13 protein-coding genes are annotated in these 16,321 nt (G+C 73.2%); 5 read left to right on the forward strand and 8 right to left on the reverse strand.

The features are described from left to right. Positions 1 to 2 precede the first annotated feature (2 nt). Genes OHT52_RS22110 through OHT52_RS22120 form a run of 3 tightly spaced genes read right to left on the reverse strand, consistent with a single transcriptional unit; the run spans position 3 to position 4,144 of the window. Positions 3 to 1,361 (reverse strand): carboxyl transferase domain-containing protein, encoded by a 1,359-nt coding sequence (locus tag OHT52_RS22110; RefSeq protein WP_328723845.1) that lies wholly within the window; start codon positions 1,359 to 1,361, stop codon positions 3 to 5. 28 nt (positions 1,362 to 1,389) lie between these two features. After that, complete coding sequence (locus OHT52_RS22115) at positions 1,390 to 2,892, reverse strand: acyl-CoA synthetase (RefSeq protein WP_328721916.1); 1,503 nt, start codon at positions 2,890 to 2,892, stop codon at positions 1,390 to 1,392. A gap of 31 nt (positions 2,893 to 2,923) precedes the next feature. Next, the gene (locus OHT52_RS22120) at positions 2,924 to 4,144 is read right to left on the reverse strand and encodes a nitrate/nitrite transporter (RefSeq protein ID WP_328721917.1); all 1,221 of its coding nucleotides are present in this window, start codon (positions 4,142 to 4,144) and stop codon (positions 2,924 to 2,926) included. A 168-nt stretch (positions 4,145 to 4,312) separates the two neighbouring features. On the opposite strand from OHT52_RS22120, the gene OHT52_RS22125 reads away from it, so the two are divergent. Beyond that, positions 4,313 to 4,744, forward strand: coding sequence for an Lrp/AsnC family transcriptional regulator (locus OHT52_RS22125; protein ID WP_328721918.1), 432 nt, complete (start codon positions 4,313 to 4,315; stop codon positions 4,742 to 4,744). A 102-nt stretch (positions 4,745 to 4,846) separates the two neighbouring features. Here the strand turns inward: OHT52_RS22125 and OHT52_RS22130 are convergent, their stop codons facing one another. From OHT52_RS22130 to OHT52_RS22145, 4 genes are all read right to left on the reverse strand, one after another. Next, positions 4,847 to 6,526: a GAF domain-containing sensor histidine kinase gene (locus OHT52_RS22130; RefSeq protein ID WP_328721919.1), complete on the reverse strand. Its 1,680-nt coding sequence runs from the start codon at positions 6,524 to 6,526 to the stop codon at positions 4,847 to 4,849. Positions 6,527 to 6,553: 27 nt separating this feature from the next. Further along, a complete protein-coding gene (locus OHT52_RS22135) occupies positions 6,554 to 7,591 on the reverse strand; it encodes a rod shape-determining protein (protein ID WP_328721920.1) in 1,038 nt (345 codons plus the stop codon). A gap of 136 nt (positions 7,592 to 7,727) precedes the next feature. Next, on the reverse strand, positions 7,728 to 8,294 hold the full coding sequence (locus OHT52_RS22140; protein WP_328721921.1) for a hypothetical protein: 567 nt from the start codon (positions 8,292 to 8,294) through the stop codon (positions 7,728 to 7,730). Positions 8,295 to 8,345: 51 nt separating this feature from the next. Further along, a complete protein-coding gene (locus tag OHT52_RS22145; RefSeq protein ID WP_328721922.1) occupies positions 8,346 to 8,831 on the reverse strand; it encodes a MarR family winged helix-turn-helix transcriptional regulator in 486 nt (161 codons plus the stop codon). A 169-nt stretch (positions 8,832 to 9,000) separates the two neighbouring features. Here OHT52_RS22145 and OHT52_RS22150 point away from each other — a divergent pair, with 169 nt between their 5' ends. The 4 genes from OHT52_RS22150 to OHT52_RS22165 all read left to right on the forward strand — a co-directional run bounded on the left by OHT52_RS22150 (position 9,001) and on the right by OHT52_RS22165 (position 13,821). Next, positions 9,001 to 10,020, forward strand: a complete 1,020-nt coding sequence (locus OHT52_RS22150) for an NADP-dependent oxidoreductase (protein WP_328721923.1) — start codon at positions 9,001 to 9,003, stop codon at positions 10,018 to 10,020. Between the two features lie 99 nt (positions 10,021 to 10,119). Further along, the gene (locus OHT52_RS22155; RefSeq protein ID WP_328721924.1) at positions 10,120 to 10,548 is read left to right on the forward strand and encodes an organic hydroperoxide resistance protein; all 429 of its coding nucleotides are present in this window, start codon (positions 10,120 to 10,122) and stop codon (positions 10,546 to 10,548) included. Positions 10,549 to 10,627: 79 nt separating this feature from the next. Next, entirely contained in the window at positions 10,628 to 11,461 is an 834-nt protein-coding gene (locus OHT52_RS22160; RefSeq protein ID WP_328721925.1) for an EI24 domain-containing protein, read from the forward strand. Between the two features lie 230 nt (positions 11,462 to 11,691). After that, positions 11,692 to 13,821, forward strand: a complete 2,130-nt coding sequence (locus OHT52_RS22165; protein WP_328721926.1) for an acyltransferase family protein — start codon at positions 11,692 to 11,694, stop codon at positions 13,819 to 13,821. A gap of 28 nt (positions 13,822 to 13,849) precedes the next feature. Here the strand turns inward: OHT52_RS22165 and OHT52_RS22170 are convergent, their stop codons facing one another. Continuing rightward, complete coding sequence (locus OHT52_RS22170) at positions 13,850 to 16,249, reverse strand: excinuclease ABC subunit UvrA (protein WP_328721927.1); 2,400 nt, start codon at positions 16,247 to 16,249, stop codon at positions 13,850 to 13,852. Positions 16,250 to 16,321: the final 72 nt, after the last annotated feature.

Consider the following 16,321-nt stretch of genomic DNA (forward strand, 5'->3'; position numbering starts at 1 on the left):
CCTCAGCCGGCGTCCGGCGCCTCGCCCACGATGCCCCGGGCGATCCCCAGCGCCACCAGGTCCTGCGGCCGCAGGCCGAGTTGGTCGGCCGTCTCGTCGGCCTTCTCCGGCGGGCGCTTGAGGATCGCCGCCGCCGACTCCGGTGCGATGACCGAGAAGTAGCTGTCCGCCGTGACGTAGGTGCGGCCGGGGGAGGCCAGGGCGAGCGCGCCGCCCGAACCGCCCTCGCCGATCACCAGCGTGGTCACCGGCACCCGCGCCTGTGCGACAGCGGCGAAGGTCTCGGCGATGGCAGGGCCCGCCCCGGACCGCTCGGCCGCCGCGTCGTTGGCGGCGCCCGGGGTGTCGATCAGGGTGAGTACGGGGACGGAGAGCCGGTCCGCGAGCCGGATGGTCCGGGCCGCCGTCCGGTAGCCCGCCGGCCGGGTGGGGGTGCCGCACTGGGCGACGTACGCCACCGGCCGGCCCCCGTGCAGCCCGAACCCGCAGAGCGTGCCGGGGTCCGTGCCGCCCGCCCGGTCGCCGTGCAGGGGCAGCCGGTACGCGAAGTACGCGTCCAAGTACGCCTCGGCGCGGGGTCGTTCCGGTGCGCGGGCCAGCGCCACCGCCTCCCGGCCGGTCTCCGGGAGCCGGGTGCGGGAGAGCGCCTCGGGCACCGGCGCGGGCCGTACGCCGGAGGCCCGGGCCGCTTCCCCAAAGCCGCCGCCCAGCACCGCGAGCCACCGGCCCAGCGTCCCCGCCAACCCGGCCCGGTCCACCACGGCGTCGACCTGCCCAGCCGCCGACTGTCCCTCGGCCGTGTACGCGTACGGCTCCGCGTCCGCCGGGCGTACCCGCGAACCGGCGAACCCGACCTGCGCACCCGCCAGCGCCAGCACCACGTCGGCACCCGCGCCCACCGTGGCCCAGCCGCCGCCGGTCGTCGGGTCCCGCAGCACCGCGAGTTGCGGCAGCCCGGCCGCCCGCAGCTCCGCCGAGGCGCGGGCCACCCGCTGGAGCTGGGTGAGCGCGACCATGCCCTCCTGCATCCGGCTGCCACCCGTGGCGACGAGGGAGACCAGCGGCAGCCGCAACTCCCGGGCGAGGGTGTACGCGGCCGTCAGCCGGTCCCCGGTGCGCTGACCCAACGAGCCGCCCAGGAAACCGAATTCGAAGGCGAGCAGCACGCAGGGGTGCCCGCCGACCGAAGCCGTGCCGTGCACCACCGACTCCGCCTCACCGGTCCGCTCCTCGGCCCGTGCCAGCGCCGCCCCGTAACCGCTCCAGCCGAGCGGTCCGTCCGGTGTCCGCGCCCCGCCCGGATGGTGGCCTTCGCCGGGGGCCGGCCGCTCGTCGAAGGTGTCCGCGACAGCCGCGATCATCTCGCGCGCGCTCTGGCGCGCCGGCCCCTCAGCCACCGTGCCCCGGCCCCTGCGAGGCGGCCGTCAGGGCACGCTTCATGATCTTGCCCAGGTCGTTGCGCGGCAGGGCGTCGAGATGGTGGACGACGCGGGGGCGCTTGTGCGGGGAGAGGAGCTTTGCCACATGGTCCGCCAACTCGGCCGCACCGGGCGGCGATCCGGGATCGGCCGGGACCACCCAGGCGACGATCCGCTCGCCGAGATCCGCGTCCGGCTCACCGGTGACGGCGGCCTCGCGGACCCCGGGGTGGTCGAGCAGCGCGTTCTCGATCTCGCCCGCCCCGATCTTGTAACCGCCGCTCTTGATCAGGTCGGTGGCCTTGCGCCCCACGATCGTCACGTACCCGTCCGGGGCCACCGTGGCCATGTCGCCGGTACGGAACCAGCCGTCCTCGGTGAACGCCGCCGCCGTCGCGTCCGGCCGGTTGAGGTAACCGCTGAAGAGGTTCGCCCCGCGCACCTGGATCTCGCCGATCGCCTCCGGCCCGGAGACCGGGGAACCGTCCTCCTCCACCAGGCGGAGCTCCACCCCGGCGAGCGGCGGGCCGACCGTGCCGGGCCGGGGAACACCGTCCGCCCGGACACCGGTGTTCATCAGGGTCTCCGTCATGCCGTACCGCTCGATCACCCGGCGCCCGGTCGCGGCGTACAGACGCGCGTGGTCGTGGACCGGCAGCGCGGCCGAGCCCGAGACCAGCAGCCGTGCCCCCGCCAGCGCCCCGGCCAGCGCCGTCCCGGTCTCCCCGGCGTCGGCGAGCACCTCCGCCAGGCGGTGGTACATGGTGGGGACGCCGAACAACATCGTCCCCCCGTCGGCCAGTTCGCGGGCCACCCCTTCGGCGGAGAACCTCCCCAGGTGACGTACCGAACCGCCCCGGCGCAGAGGTCCCAGCACCCCGAGGACCAGGCCGTGCACATGGAACAGCGGCAGCGAGTGGACGAGGACGTCCTCACCGGTCCATCCCCATGCGTCCTCCAGCGCGTCCAGCGAGGCGGCGACCGCCCGGCGGGGGAGGACCGCGCCCTTGGGCGGCCCGGTTGTCCCGGAGGTGTAGACGATCAGCGCGGCCGTCCCGGGGCCGGGCTCGACGGGGACGGGCCCGGGAGAGGCCGGTGCGTCCGCGTCCACGCGCACGTCGATCCGGGGGAGCGCGGCGAGCACCGGCGGCAGGACGTCGCCCGGTGCCGCGAGCACGGCGGCGGGCGCGCTGTCGGTGACGATGTGCGCGAGTTCCCGCTCGCCGGTCTTCGGGTTGAGGGGTACGGCGGGCACGCCCGCCAGGAGCGCGGCCACCACGGCGACGACGGTCTCCGCGGACGGGGTCGCCCACACGGCGACCCGGCCGCCCGCCCCGGTGATCCGGGGCCGCAGCGCCCCCGCGAGATCCCCGAGGCGGGCGTACGAGAGGGAGAGTTCACCGAACCGGACGGCCTCCCGGCCTTCATTACCGGCGGCCGGGGGATTCTGGAGCGCGGGGAGAAGTGGCGTCACGCCCGCCAGACTAAGGGCTGTCCCGGGGGAATCAGCCCGAGTCCCGCTGGATGTTCCGCATCCGCCCGTACGCGTACACGCAGCCCGCCAGCGCGAGATCGGACAGCAGCATGAACCCGATCGAGTACGAGCCCTTCGCACTGTAGATCGCGCCCATCACCAGCGGCGGCACGAACCCGCCGAGGCCGCCCATCGCGCCGACGATGCCGGTCACACTGCCCACCTTCGGCTGTGGCGTCACCTGCGAGACCAGCGCGAAGACGCTGCCGCTGGCGGTGCCGAGCCCGGCCGCCATGGCGAGCAGCGCGATGGTGCCGCCCGGGTTCAGCGCCGGGTCGAAGGCCTGGACGATCGCCATCAGCGCGGCCAGCAGCAGGGCCCCGGCGGTCACCAGCGCCGGGTGCACGTGGTCCGACAGATAGCCGCCGATCGGCCGGAAGACGACGGTGACCAGCGCGAATCCGGCCGCCTTGGTGCCCGCGTCGGTGGGGGACATCTCGTACCAGGTCTTGAGGTACGTCGGCAGGTACACGCCGAACGCCACGATGCCGCCGAAGCCGATCGCGTAGAGCGCCGACAGCTCCCAGGTCACCCGCAGTTTCCCCGCCTCGGTGAGCCGGTGGACCAGGGTGTCGGCCGGTACGGGCCGGTCGGGGCGGTCGGTGATCAGGAAGGCGGCCAGCAGCGCGTACACCACGAGCGCGCCCGCGACCACCAGGAACGGCAGGTTGTCGCCGTGCTTGGCGATGCGCGGGGTGAAGTACCCGGAGAGCGCCACACCGCCCATGCCCATGCCGAAGACACCGAGCGCGAGTCCCCTGTCGGAGGGCGGGAACCAGGAGTTGACCAGCGGGATGCCGATGGCGAACGTGGTGCCGCCCAGCCCCAGCAGGAACCCGACCGCGAGCATCGCCCCGTACGAGTCCTTCGCCGGGATCAGCAGCAGCACCGGCACGATGGTCAGCGCCGACACCGCGGGGAACATCAGCCGCGCCCCGTACTTGTCGGTCAGCGCGCCCACCGGGATGCGGCCGAGCGAGCCGACGATCACCGGCACCGCGACCAGGAAGGACTGCTGGAACGAGCTGAGTCCGAGCCGGTCCTTGAACTCGCCCGACAGCGGCGAGACCAGGTTCCACGCCCAGAAGGTCAGTGCGAAGCCGATCGTCGCCACGACGAGGTTGCGGTACGCGGCGGCGGACGGCTTGGCCGCCACCGGGGCGGCGGGCTGCTTGGGGGCTGCTGTGTCCACGGCCCCAGTCAAGACCGCCCTCCCACCGGCAGCCCGCCGGACTGCTCCGAGCGGGGGACCGCGGAGGCGCAGACGCGACGGCGGGGCCGCGCTCACGCCCGGTGCGCGCCCGTGCTCCCACCGTCCCCTCCGCAGTCGGTTTCGTCCGAATGCTGCGACAATCGCGGTATGGACCGGCTGGACAGAGAAATACTCGCCATCCTCCAGGAGGACGCCCGGATCTCGTACCGGGACCTGGGCGTCCGCGTCGGGCTCAGCGCCAACGCCGCGGGCGACCGGGTACGCCGGATGCGCCGGGACGGAGTCATCCGCGGCTTCACGGTGATCATCGATCCCGCGGCCGACACCCGCTCCGGACTCGTCGTCTTCATCGACGTCTCGTTGCGCCTGGACACCACCAACGAGGAGTTCGAACGCTCCGTGCTGACGCTGCCGGGCATCACCGAGGTGGTGCACCTGACCGGCGGCCACGACTACCTCGTACGGGCCACGGCCGCCGACCCCGGCGCGCTCGACAGCCTGCTGCGGCGCCTCAAGCGGGACGCGGGCGTCGCCCACTCCATCACCCGGATCGCCCTGCGGGCCGCGCCCACCCGCTGACCCCCGGCGGCGGTTCAGGGCGTGTCCCCAACCTCACGGGTCAGTACACCTGAAGCGTGCGTGCCGGGCGTCGCCGGACAGGCGGGACTTTCGCAACACGCTTCAGATCGGCGCCTGCCAGGTGAGCGGCGGCCGCCGCTCGCCTCGCTCGTCCTGCCCGTCGTCCGAAACCAGCAACCGCACCGCGCGTCCCCCGTCCGGCAGCCGGACCGTCGCGTCCACCTCGACCTCGATCGCGGAAACCCCCGTCCGGCGATGGGCGGCGGCCAGCGCGCCCCGCAGGGTCGCCAGCAGCTCGCCGGCCGCCGGCTCGGTCACCAGGGCGTCCACCGGGCCCGCGAAGTGCACCGACGGCTGGAAGCCCAGCAGCGCCGAAGCCCCGGCCGTCTCCCGCAGCACCCGGCCCCGGAACGTCGTCGGCGCGTCGGCGGGCGGCTGCTGGAGGGCGAAGATCGTGGTCCGCACCTCCTGGATCGTCGAATCCAGCTCGTCCACGGCCCGTACCAGCAGGCCGTCCGCCTCCACCGCGTCGCCCGGGTCACCGGCCCACTCCGGGGCCTTCGTCGCCGCCACGGCCCGGCGGCGGGCCGACTCCAGCGTCATCTCGGTCGCGAAGAGCCGCTGCACCACGAGATCGTGCAGGTCACGGGCGATCCGGTCGCGGTCCTCGTAGACCGCGAGCTGCTCCCGGTCCAGCTGGGCGTCGGCCAGCACCAGGGCCAGCGCCGCCTGCGAGGCGAACTGGGTCGCGAGCTGTCTGTCCGCCGAGGTGTACGGGCGGCCGCCCCGCAGCCGGGGCAGGGCGAGGGTGCCGATCAGCCGGCCGCCGCTCTCCAGCGGCAGCATCATGCTGGGCCCGTACCGGTGGCGCACCGAGGTCGTCATCATCGGGTCGGTCGCCGCGTCCTCCAGGAACACCGGCTGCCCGCTCAGCAGATGGACGAGAACGGGGGAGCCGGGCGCGATCGAGGCGCCCAGGATGCCGGTCGGGTCCTCCAGGGTCGAGACCGTGACGATCTCCATGCCGCCGTCCTCGCGGGACTGGAGGATCACCCCGGCCGCCGCTTCCGCGAGCACCCTGGCCCCTTCGGCGACCGTCTGCAGCGCCTCGGCCCGGCTCGTTCCGGTGAGCAGCGCCGTGGTGACGGCCGCCGACCCCTGCAGCCAGCGTTCCCGCTGGAGGGCCGATTCGTAGAGCCGCGCGTTGCTGATCGCGATGCCCGCCTGGGAGCCCAGCACCCGCAGCAGCGCGTCGTCCGCGTCGGTGAACGGCCGGCCGCCGCTCTTCTCGCAGAGGTAGAGGTTGCCGAACACCTCGGTGTCGACCCGTACAGGAGTGCCGAGGAAGGTGTGCATGACCGGGTGACCGGGCGGCACTCCGGCCGAACGCGGATCACGGGTCACATCGTCGGAGCGCAGCGGCCGGGGGTCGTGGATCAGTGCGCCGAGCACTCCCTTGTGGCCGTCCGGGAGCGCTCCGATGCGACGGCGCTCCTCGTCGCCGAGGCCCGCCGTGTAGAGCTCGGTGATCCGGCCGGATTCGGGGTCCAGCACGCCGAGGGCGGCGTAACGGGCGTCGGTCAGCAGGGACGCGGTGTCCACGATCTGCTGGAGCGTGGTGCCCAGCCCCAGATCGGTGCCGACACTCAGCACCGCCTCCAGCAGCTCCGGCAGCCGGGGCGCGTAGCCGTGCGGCGCGCCCTCCGGCCGGTCGGGACCGCCCGCCGCGACGGGGGTGTCCTGCGGCCGGTCCGGACCGCCGCTGCCGCGCTCGCGCGCCATCCGCCTCGCCCCAGCCCCGTCGAGCGGTCAGCCGACGAGCGGGTTGAGGACCATCGGGGCGATCGTGCCGTCCAGCATCGCGCCGAGGCCGAGGATCGAGCAGACGTCGGGCCGCTCCGCGATGGTGACCGGCATCCCGGTGGCCGTCCGCAGCAACTGGTCGAAGCCCGGCAGCAGGGCGCTGCCGCCGACCATCATGATGCCCCGGTCGGCGAGGTCGGCGACCAGATCGGGCGGGCAGTCCCGCAGCACCTTGCCGAGGCCGTCCACCACCGCGGTGAGCGGGGTGTGGATCGCCTGCCGCACGGCGGCCGTGTCCACCTGCACCGAACGGGCCAGCCCCGTCGCCACGTCACGGCCGTGGATCTCGGTCACGGCGGGGCCCTGCGGGGTCAGCCCGGTGCCGCTGAGGGCCAGTTGGAGGGGGCGTACGGACTGGCTCGGCAACATCAGTTCGTGGTGCTGGCGCAGGTGCTGGATCACCGCGTTGTCGATGGTGTTGCCGCCGATGGGGATGCGTACGGCGGTGACGATCGAGCCCAGCGAGAGCACCGCGATCTGGGTGGTGGCCGCTCCGCACACCATGATCATGGTCGCGGTCGGCTGCTCGACCGGGAGTCCGCAGCCGACGGCCGCGGCGATCAGGGTGTCCACCAGCTCCACCCGGCGCGCGCCGAGCCCGACCAGGGTCTCCACGGTCGCGCGCTGGGCCAGCGGGTCGCTGTCGTGCGGGGTGCAGGCGGCGGCCCGCAGCCGGGGCTTGCGGCGCAGCTGACGGCGGAGCTTCTCGCCGATCAGGTGGCGCAGCATCCGCTGGGCCATCTCGATGTCCACGACGGTGCCGCCCGATACGGGCCGGGCCACCCGGATGTAACTGGGGGTGCGGCCGGTCATCTGCTCGGCGAGCGCGCCCACCGCGATGAGCGATCCGGTGCGGGTGTTGACGGCCGCGACGCTCGGTTCGTCCACGACGAGCCCGAGCCCCTTCACGTACACCCGGGTGCTCGCGGCCCCCAGGTCTACGGCGATGTGGCAACGGCGCAACTGCTCAAGGCTGACGGTCACGGCGGGTTCTCCCGAGAGCGCTGGTGGTGTCCCGGCGGCGGCCGGCTCTCCTTCGCATCGTGGGCGGGGCGGGGGCCGGGCGCGCGTTGAGGTACGCCGGAAGGGGCCCGTGGGACCGGCGGATCCGGAGCGTCCGTCAGCCCGGCAGCAGCCGCTGGAACAGGCCCCAGGTGAATTCGGCGACGTACGGGGCGCGGGTCGCCGGGTCCGTGAAGGCCAGCGCCCAGCGGGTCGGCGCGCTGCCCTCCATCGGGCGGACCGGCGCGAAGGCCCGCGCCACCTCGTCCACGGTGCAGGACCACGGGGTGAGGTCGGCGGCGGTCCGCAGTTCGGGGGCCGGGGTCCCGGGCGCGCGGACCAGCCAGGCGTTCCACACGGCTCCGCCCGGCGCCGCCATCACCTCGAACCGCAGGCCGGGCCAGAGCGGCAGCGCCCACGTCAGCGCGTCGCACTCCAGATCGCCGACCTTGCGCCGGACGGACCGCTCGGGCTCGCCGAGCACGGAGCGGTACCGGCGGAGGACTCCCCGCCCGCCCGGTCCGCGCACCATGGCCTGCCAGCGGCGGTTCGCCTCGCGTGCCTCGGCGAGGGTGGCGCTCAGCTCGTGCCGGGCGTCCTCGGCCAGGTCCGGCTGGTGGTCGGCCATCCGGCGGAGCAGGACGAGCTGGAACTGGAGCGGTCCGAAGGGGGTGGCGGCGGTCATACCGTCCATCCTGCCCCGCGCCCTCTTCCCGGCGCCCAGCCCTCCCGCCGCTCAGGAGCCGTCGGTGGCCGTGGCGACGAGGTCCTCCAGGGCCGTGCGGTCCCCGTCGGGTCCAGCCCCCAGCATCCGGCGCAGCAGGTCCCGCAGCACCGTGCGCTCCGCCTCCGACAGGCCGGCCAGTGGCTCCCGGGCGAAGTCCAGCGCCTCGCGCAGCCGCAGCGCGGTCGCGCGCCCCTTCTCGGTCGGGGCGGCGAGCTTCACCCGCCGATCGTGCGGGTCCGGGCGGCGTTCGACCAGGTCACGGGCCTCCAGCCGGTCCACGATGCCGGTCACGTTCGACGGCTCGCACTTCAGCTTCTGCGCGATCCGACGCATGGGCATCGGCTCCAGGGACAGCAGACCCAGCACCCGTGCCTGGGCGCCGGTGAGCGAGAAGGAGGCGGCGGCCCGGTCGTACTCCTCGTAGTAGCGCGCCACGACAGTGCCGATCAGCTCGACGACTTCGAGGGTCAGAGGATCTGTGCGCGGGGTGGTCATGACACACAGGATACCCAGTTGCTTGACAAGGTGAAATATTCAGGAGCATGGTTGTTTCATGTGGTGAAGCTTTACATGATGAAGCTCTACGCGGTGAAGCCACGCCGCCGTGCGCCCACCGTGTACGCCACCACCCCCCCGCACCCCGCACCGAGGAGAATCCGAGCCCATGTCTGCTGCACTTCCCGCGTCCAGCCGCGAATGGCACCTCGTCGCCCGCCCGCACGGCTGGCCGAAGCCCGAGGACTTCGCGCTGCGTGAGGCGCCGGTCTCGGCTCCGGCCGAGGGCCACGTCCTCGTCCGCAACCTCTACTTCTCCGTCGACCCGTACATGCGCGGCCGGATGAACGACGTGAAGTCGTACACCCCGCCCTTCCAGCTCGACAAGCCGATGGAAGGCGGCGCGGTCGGCGAGGTCGTCGCCTCGAACGCCGAGGGCATCGCGGTCGGCGACCACGTCCTGCACGGCCTCGGCTGGCGCGAGTACGCCGACGTCCCCGCGAACCGCGTGGCCAAGGTGGACCCGGACGTCGCCCCGCTCTCCGCCTACCTCGGCGTGCTCGGCATGACCGGTCTCACCGCCTACGCGGGCCTCTTCGAGGTCGCCTCCTTCAAGGAGGGCGACGCGGTCTTCGTCTCCGGCGCCGCCGGAGCCGTGGGCAGCCAGGTCGGCCAGATGGCCCGGCTCAAGGGCGCCTCCCGCGTCATCGGATCGGCCGGCTCCGACGAGAAGGTCAAGCTCCTGGTCGAGGAGTACGGCTTCGACGCCGCGTTCAACTACAAGAACGGCCCGGTCCGCGACCAGCTCCGCGAGGCCGCCCCGGACGGCATCGACGTCTACTTCGACAACGTCGGCGGTGAGCACCTGGAAGCCGCGCTCTCGTCCTTCAACGTCCACGGCCGCGCCGCCATCTGCGGCATGATCGCGCAGTACAACAGCACCGAGCCGACGCCGGCTCCGCGCAACCTCGCGCTGGTCATCGGCAAGCGGCTCCGCCTGGAGGGCCTGCTCGTCGGCGACCACACCGCGCTCCGGCCGAAGTTCGTCGAGGAGGCCGCCGGCTGGCTGGCCTCGGGCGAGCTGAAGTACCGCGAGACCACCGTCGAGGGCATCGAGAACGGCTTCAGCGCCTTCGACGGCCTGATGCGCGGCGAGAACACCGGCAAGATGATCGTTTCGCTGGTCTGACCGCAGGATCGTCCGTCACCGACAGCTCCGTCACGGACAGCTCGCTCACGGACAGCTCCGTCACCGACAACGGCCTTACCCACAGGAGGAGTACCGCGCATGAGCATCCCGAACATAACCGTCGCCTACACCGCCGTCGCCACCGCCGAGAACGGCCGTGACGGCCGGGTGTACTCCGACGACGGCAACCTCGACGTCGTCGTCAACCCGCCGAAGACGATGGGCGGCAGCGGCAACGGCACCAACCCCGAGCAGCTCTTCGCGGCCGGCTACAGCGCCTGTTTCCAGAGCGCCCTCGGCGTCGTGGCCCGACAGAAGAAGATCAGCATCGCCGGGTCCACCGTGACCGCGTCGGTCGGCATCGGCCAGGCGGACACGGGCGGCTTCGGCCTGGAGGTCACGCTCACCGTCTCCATCCCGGACGTCGGCACGGAGACCGCGCGTGAACTCGTGGAGCAGGCCCACCAGGTCTGCCCGTACTCCAACGCCACGCGCGGCAACATCAAGGTCGACCTCGTCGTCGCCTGACCCCGCCGCACCACGGCGAGGCCGCACCCCCCGGACACCCACTGGCGGCGTCCGGGGGGTGCGCACGTACCCTGGCGCCATGAGTGATCTCGGGGCCGGATTCGGCTACTTGCTGAAGGGGCAGCGCTGGGTCGTCCGGCACGGCCGCTGGTTCGGTTTCGGGCTGCTGCCGGGGCTGATCACCCTCGTCCTGTACCTCGGAGCACTCGTCGGACTCGCCTACGGCGCCGACGACTTGGCCGACTGGTCCACCCCGTTCGCCGACGACTGGTCGTCGCCCTGGCTCGGCCTGCTCCGCAACACGCTGACCGTACTGGTCTTCGCCTTCGGGCTGTTCCTCGCCGTCATCACCTTCACCGCCGTCACGCTCCTGGTGGGCCAGCCGTTCTACGAGTCGCTCTCCGAGGAGGTCGACCGCAGCGAGGGCGGCGAGGTCCCCGAGTCCGGGCTGCCGCTCTGGCGCGAACTCTGGCTCTCCGCGCGGGACTCCGTCCGCATCCTGGTGCGGGTCTCCCTCTACGGCATCCTCCTCTTCGCCCTCGGGTTCATCCCGGTGGCCGGACAGACCGTCGTGCCCGCCCTCGGCTTCTGCGTCTCCGGCTACTTCCTCGCCGAGGAACTCACCTCCGTGGCCCTTCAGCGCCGGGGACGCGACCTGCGCGCCCGTCTGGCGCTGCTGCGCGGCCGGCGGACGCTGGTGCTGGGCTTCGGCGTCCCCCTGACGCTCGCCTTCCTGATCCCGGTCGTCGCGGTGTTCCTGATGCCGGGCGCCGTGGCCGGGGCGACCCTGCTGGTGCGCGACCTCGTCGGCGCGGAGGACGCGGAGGACGCGCAGGGTCCGCAGAACGCGCAGGACGCCTCCGGCGCAACGGTCCCGCCGGTCACCTCGCTCCTGAAGCCCGAGGACGACTGAGGGGCTGAAGCGGCTTCCGGCCCCCGGGGCCCGGCAGGCGTCCGCTCTCCCCGTGCGGCCCGGTCCGCCTCCGTACGCGACCGAGTGCGTTGATTTGGGGCGTAGTTGGCGCGGTGGTCGCCTCGGCGTCTCCTGGCTGACGGAGAGTACGGAGCTGCCCCGTCCCTCCGCACGCGTTCCGGGGCCGGGGGTCGCGCGAGTCGGCACCCGGCCCCGCCAGGAGCCGCCCCATGACCAGCGCGACCTCCGTCGACATACGTTCCCGTCCGGTGGACGGCACGGCAGGACCCGCTCCCGGCGGGGCCCCCGCCCACCGGACGGACATCCAGGGCCTACGGGCCGTCGCCGTGGGGCTGGTGGTGCTCTCGCACGCCGGAGTGGCCGGGGTGGCCGGCGGCTATGTGGGCGTCGACGTCTTCTTCGTGATCTCCGGCTTCCTGATCACCACCCTGCTGCTGCGCGAACACGCCGCCACCGGACGGGTGTCGCTCCGCGCCTTCTACGCCCGCCGCGCACTGCGGCTGCTGCCGGCCGCCTCGCTGGTGACCGTCCTGACCCTGGCCGGGGCCTGGACGTTCCTGTCGAAGGCACGCCTCGCCGAGTACGCGGGAGACGCGCTCAGCAGCGCGCTGTACCTGGTCAACTTCCGCCTGGCGCGGTCCGGTACGGACTATCTGGCGCAGGACAGCCCGCCGTCCCCGTTCCAGCACTTCTGGTCGCTGGCCGTGGAGGAGCAGTTCTACCTGGGGTGGCCGCTGCTCCTGCTGCTGGCCCTGCGTCTCGCCCGGGGGCGTTACGCGCGGGTGGCCCTGCCGCTCGGGGCGGTCTGCCTGGGGTCGTTCGCGCTGAGCGTCCTGCTCACCCGCTCCTCGGCCTCCTGGGCGTACTTCGGCACCCCCGCACGGGCCTGGGAGCTGGGCGCCGGAGCCATGACGGCCCTCGCGGCCGGCCGGCCGGGGCCTGTACCGGCCCCGGGCCGGTCGCGCCCGTGGTTCGCCGCCGCACTGAGCTGGTCCGGCCTGGCCTGCGTGCTCGTCGCGGCCCTCCGGTACGACGACGCGACCCCGTTCCCCGGCCACCACGCCGCGTTGCCGGTGCTCGGCACCGTCCTGGTCCTCGGCGCGGGCGCCGCGCCCGCCCGGTACGGTGCCGGGCTGCTACTGGGCCGGCGGCCCCTGGTGTGGGCCGGCGGACTCTCGTACGGCTGGTACCTCTGGCACTGGCCGCTGCTGGTGATCGGCCCGATGGCGCTCGGCGGCGACGGCGGGGTACCCACGGCGCTCGCGCTGTGCGCGGTCGCCCTCGTCCTGGCCTGGCTGACCCTCCACCTGGTGGAGAACCCGGTCCGCTTCCACCGGGCGTTCGGGGGGCACCCCCGCCGGGCCCTGATGCTGGGCGCCGGGCTCGCGGCAGGGATCACGGCGCTGGCGCTGACGGCCGCCGCCGTGCCGCCGGTGATCGAGACGGGCCCGCCGGCACCGGCCCTCGCCCGGGAGCTGGCCGGGGCCCCGGACCCGGCGGCGCGGCTGACCCGGCTCATCGCCGCCGCACCGGCCGAACTCCCCGCCAACCTCGCCCCCGGCCCGGCCGGGGTGAAGGCGGCCCGGTCCGCCGTCTACCGCGACGGCTGCCAGGCCTCCTACGACAGTACGGAGGTACGGCCCTGCGTCTACGGGGACCCGGCCGGCTCCCGGACCGTGGTGCTCTTCGGCGACTCCCACGCCGCCCAGTGGTTCCCCGCCTTCCAGCGCCTGGCCACCGACCACCACTGGAGGCTGGTCTCCCTGACCAAGGCGTCCTGCAAGGCCGCCGAGGTCACCATCATCAGCGCCCACCGGCCGTACACCGCCTGCGACACCTGGCGGAAGAAGGCCCTCGCACGGATCGAGTCCCTCCACCCCGACCTGGTCGTCGTCACCTCGTCGGACGCGGGAGACCCCTACCGCCCCACCGCCGACCCGCTCGGCCAGTGGACGGGCGGCTTCGAGACCGTCTACCGGCGGCTGGCCGCCCACGGCACCCGCGTCGCCGCCCTCCTCGACACCCCGTGGCCCAAGGGCGACCCGGTGGACTGCGCCGCGGACAACTCCACCCGGCTGCGGGCCTGCGGCACCACCCTCTCCGCCGCGATCCACGACCCGGTGCGCTCCCGGGCCGTGCGCTCCGCGGCCTCGGCGACCGGCGCCACTCTCATCGACCCGCGGGCCTGGGTCTGCGACACCCGCGCCGGTCGCTGCCCCGTCGTCGTCGGCAACGTCTCCGTCTACCGCGACACCAGCCACCTCTCGGACGGCTACACGACCGCGCTGGCCCCGGTGCTGGAGCCGGTGATCGAGGGACTGCTGGAATCCAGGCCCTGAGCCCCGCCCGCTCGGGCCCGGCAGTCCCTCAGGCCCCGACGTACGCCGCCAGATGCTCGCCCGTCAGGGTGGAGCGGGCGGCGACCAGATCGGCCGGGGTGCCCTCGAAGACGATGCGCCCGCCGTCGTGGCCCGCCCCGGGACCGAGGTCGACGATCCAGTCGGCGTGCGCCATGACCGCCTGGTGGTGCTCCACCACGATCACCGACTTGCCGGAGTCCACGAGCCGGTCGAGCAGTCCGAGCAACTGCTCGACATCGGCGAGGTGCAGACCCGTGGTCGGCTCGTCGAGCAGATAGATCCCGCCCTTCTCGCCCATGTGCGTCGCCAGCTTGAGGCGTTGGCGCTCACCGCCGGAGAGCGTCGTCAACGGCTGCCCCAGGGTGAGGTATCCGAGCCCGACGTCCACCAGCCGGCCGAGGATCCGCTCCGCGGCCGGGGTCGCCGCCTCGCCCTCGGCGAAGAACTCCCGTGCCTCGGCTGCCGACATGGCGAGCACCTCGCTGATGTCCCGCCCACCGAGCCGGTATTCCAGCACCGAATCCTGGTAACGGCGCCCCTCGCACTCCTCGCAGACCGAGGCGACACCCGCCATCATCGCCAGATCGGTGTAGACGACGCCGATGCCGTTGCAACCGGCGCACGCACCCTCGGAGTTGGCGCTGAAGAGTGCCGGCTTCACGCCGTTGGCCTTCGCGAACGCCTTGCGGACCGGGTCCAGCAGTCCGGTGTACGTCGCCGGATTGCTGCGCCGCGAACCCCGGATCGGGCTCTGGTCCACCGACACCACGTCCCCGCCCCCGGCCTGCCGCGGCAGCGCCCCGTGCACCAGCGAACTCTTGCCGGAACCGGCGACCCCGGTGACGACCGTGAGCACCCCGAGCGGGAGGTCCACGTCCACGTCCCGCAGGTTGTGCGCGCAGGCGCCCCGGATCTCCAGGGCCCCGGTGGGCTCCCGCACCTCGTCCTTCAGCTTCGCCCGGTCGTCGAAGTGGCGGCCGGTGACCGTGTCGCTCTTCCGCAGTCCCTCCACGGTCCCCTCGAAGCAGACCGTGCCGCCGGCCGCACCGGCGCCGGGACCCAGGTCCACCACATGGTCGGCGATGGAGATCGTCTCCGGCTTGTGCTCCACCACGAGCACCGTGTTGCCCTTGTCCCGCAGCCGCAGCAGCAGGTCGTTCATCCGCTGGATGTCGTGCGGGTGCAGCCCGACGGTCGGCTCGTCGAAGACGTACGTGACGTCGGTGAGCGAGGAACCGAGATGGCGGACCATCTTCACGCGCTGCGCCTCACCGCCGGAGAGCGTGCCGGCCGGACGGTCGAGCGAGAGGTAGCCGAGGCCGATCTCCACGAACGAGTCGAGGGTCCGCCCCAGCGCGGTGAGCAGCGGCGCCACCGAGGGCTCGTCCAGAGCGGCCACCCACGCGGCGAGATCGCTGATCTGCATCGTGCAGGCGTCGGCGATGGAGAGGCGTGCGATCTTCGAGGACCGCGCGCCCTCGCTGAGCCGGGTGCCCTCGCACTCGGGGCAGGTGTCGAAGGTCACCGCCCGCTCCACGAACGCCCGGACGTGCGGCTGGAGCGACTCCTTGTCCTTGGAGAGGAAGGACTTCTGGATCTTGGGGATCAGCCCCTCGTAGGTGAGGTTGACGCCCTCGACCTTCACCTTGGTGGGCTCCCGGTGCAGGAAGTCCCGCATCTCCTTCTCGGTGAAGTCGCGGATCGGCTTGTCCGGGTCGAGGAAGCCGGACCCCGCGTAGACCCGCACGGTCCAGAAGCTGTCGGACTTCCAGCCGGGGATGGTGAACGCGCCCTCGGCCAGCGACTTGGAGTCGTCGTAGAGCTGGGTGAGGTCGATGTCGGAGACGGTGCCCCGGCCCTCGCAGCGCGGGCACATCCCGCCGGTCCGGTTGAAGGTGGCCTTCACGGCCTTCTTGTTGCCGCGTTCGACGGTGATGGCGCCGCTCGCCCGTACCGAGGGGACGTTGAACGCGTAAGCGCTCGGCGGGCCGATGTGCGGCTCGCCGAGACGGCTGAAGAGGATGCGCAGCATGGCGTTGGCGTCGGTGGCGGTGCCGACGGTGGAGCGGGGGTCGCCGCCGAGGCGCTGCTGGTCGACGAGGATCGCGGTGGTCAGGCCGTCGAGCACGTCCACCTCGGGCCGTGCCTGGGTGGGCATGAAGCCCTGCACGAAGGCGCTGTACGTCTCGTTGATCAGCCGTTGCGACTCGGCGGCGACGGTGCCGAACACCAGGGAGCTCTTGCCCGAGCCGGAGACGCCGGTGAACACCGTCAGCCGGCGCTTCGGGAGTTCGACATGGACGTCCTTGAGGTTGTTCACCCGCGCGCCGTGCACCCGGATCAGATCGTGGCCGTCCGCACCGCGCTCCGCCGCCGACCGGCGATCCGTCCCCTGGGCCCTGCTCATGCTGTCTCCTCCTGCGGTGCGGCGTCCTGGCGCGCGTACGGGTGTCCTGGCGTGCGGTGTTCTGCGGTGCGG

Origin of the sequence: Streptomyces sp. NBC_00247, assembly GCF_036188265.1 — a bacterium.
GTDB lineage: Bacteria > Actinomycetota > Actinomycetes > Streptomycetales > Streptomycetaceae > Streptomyces.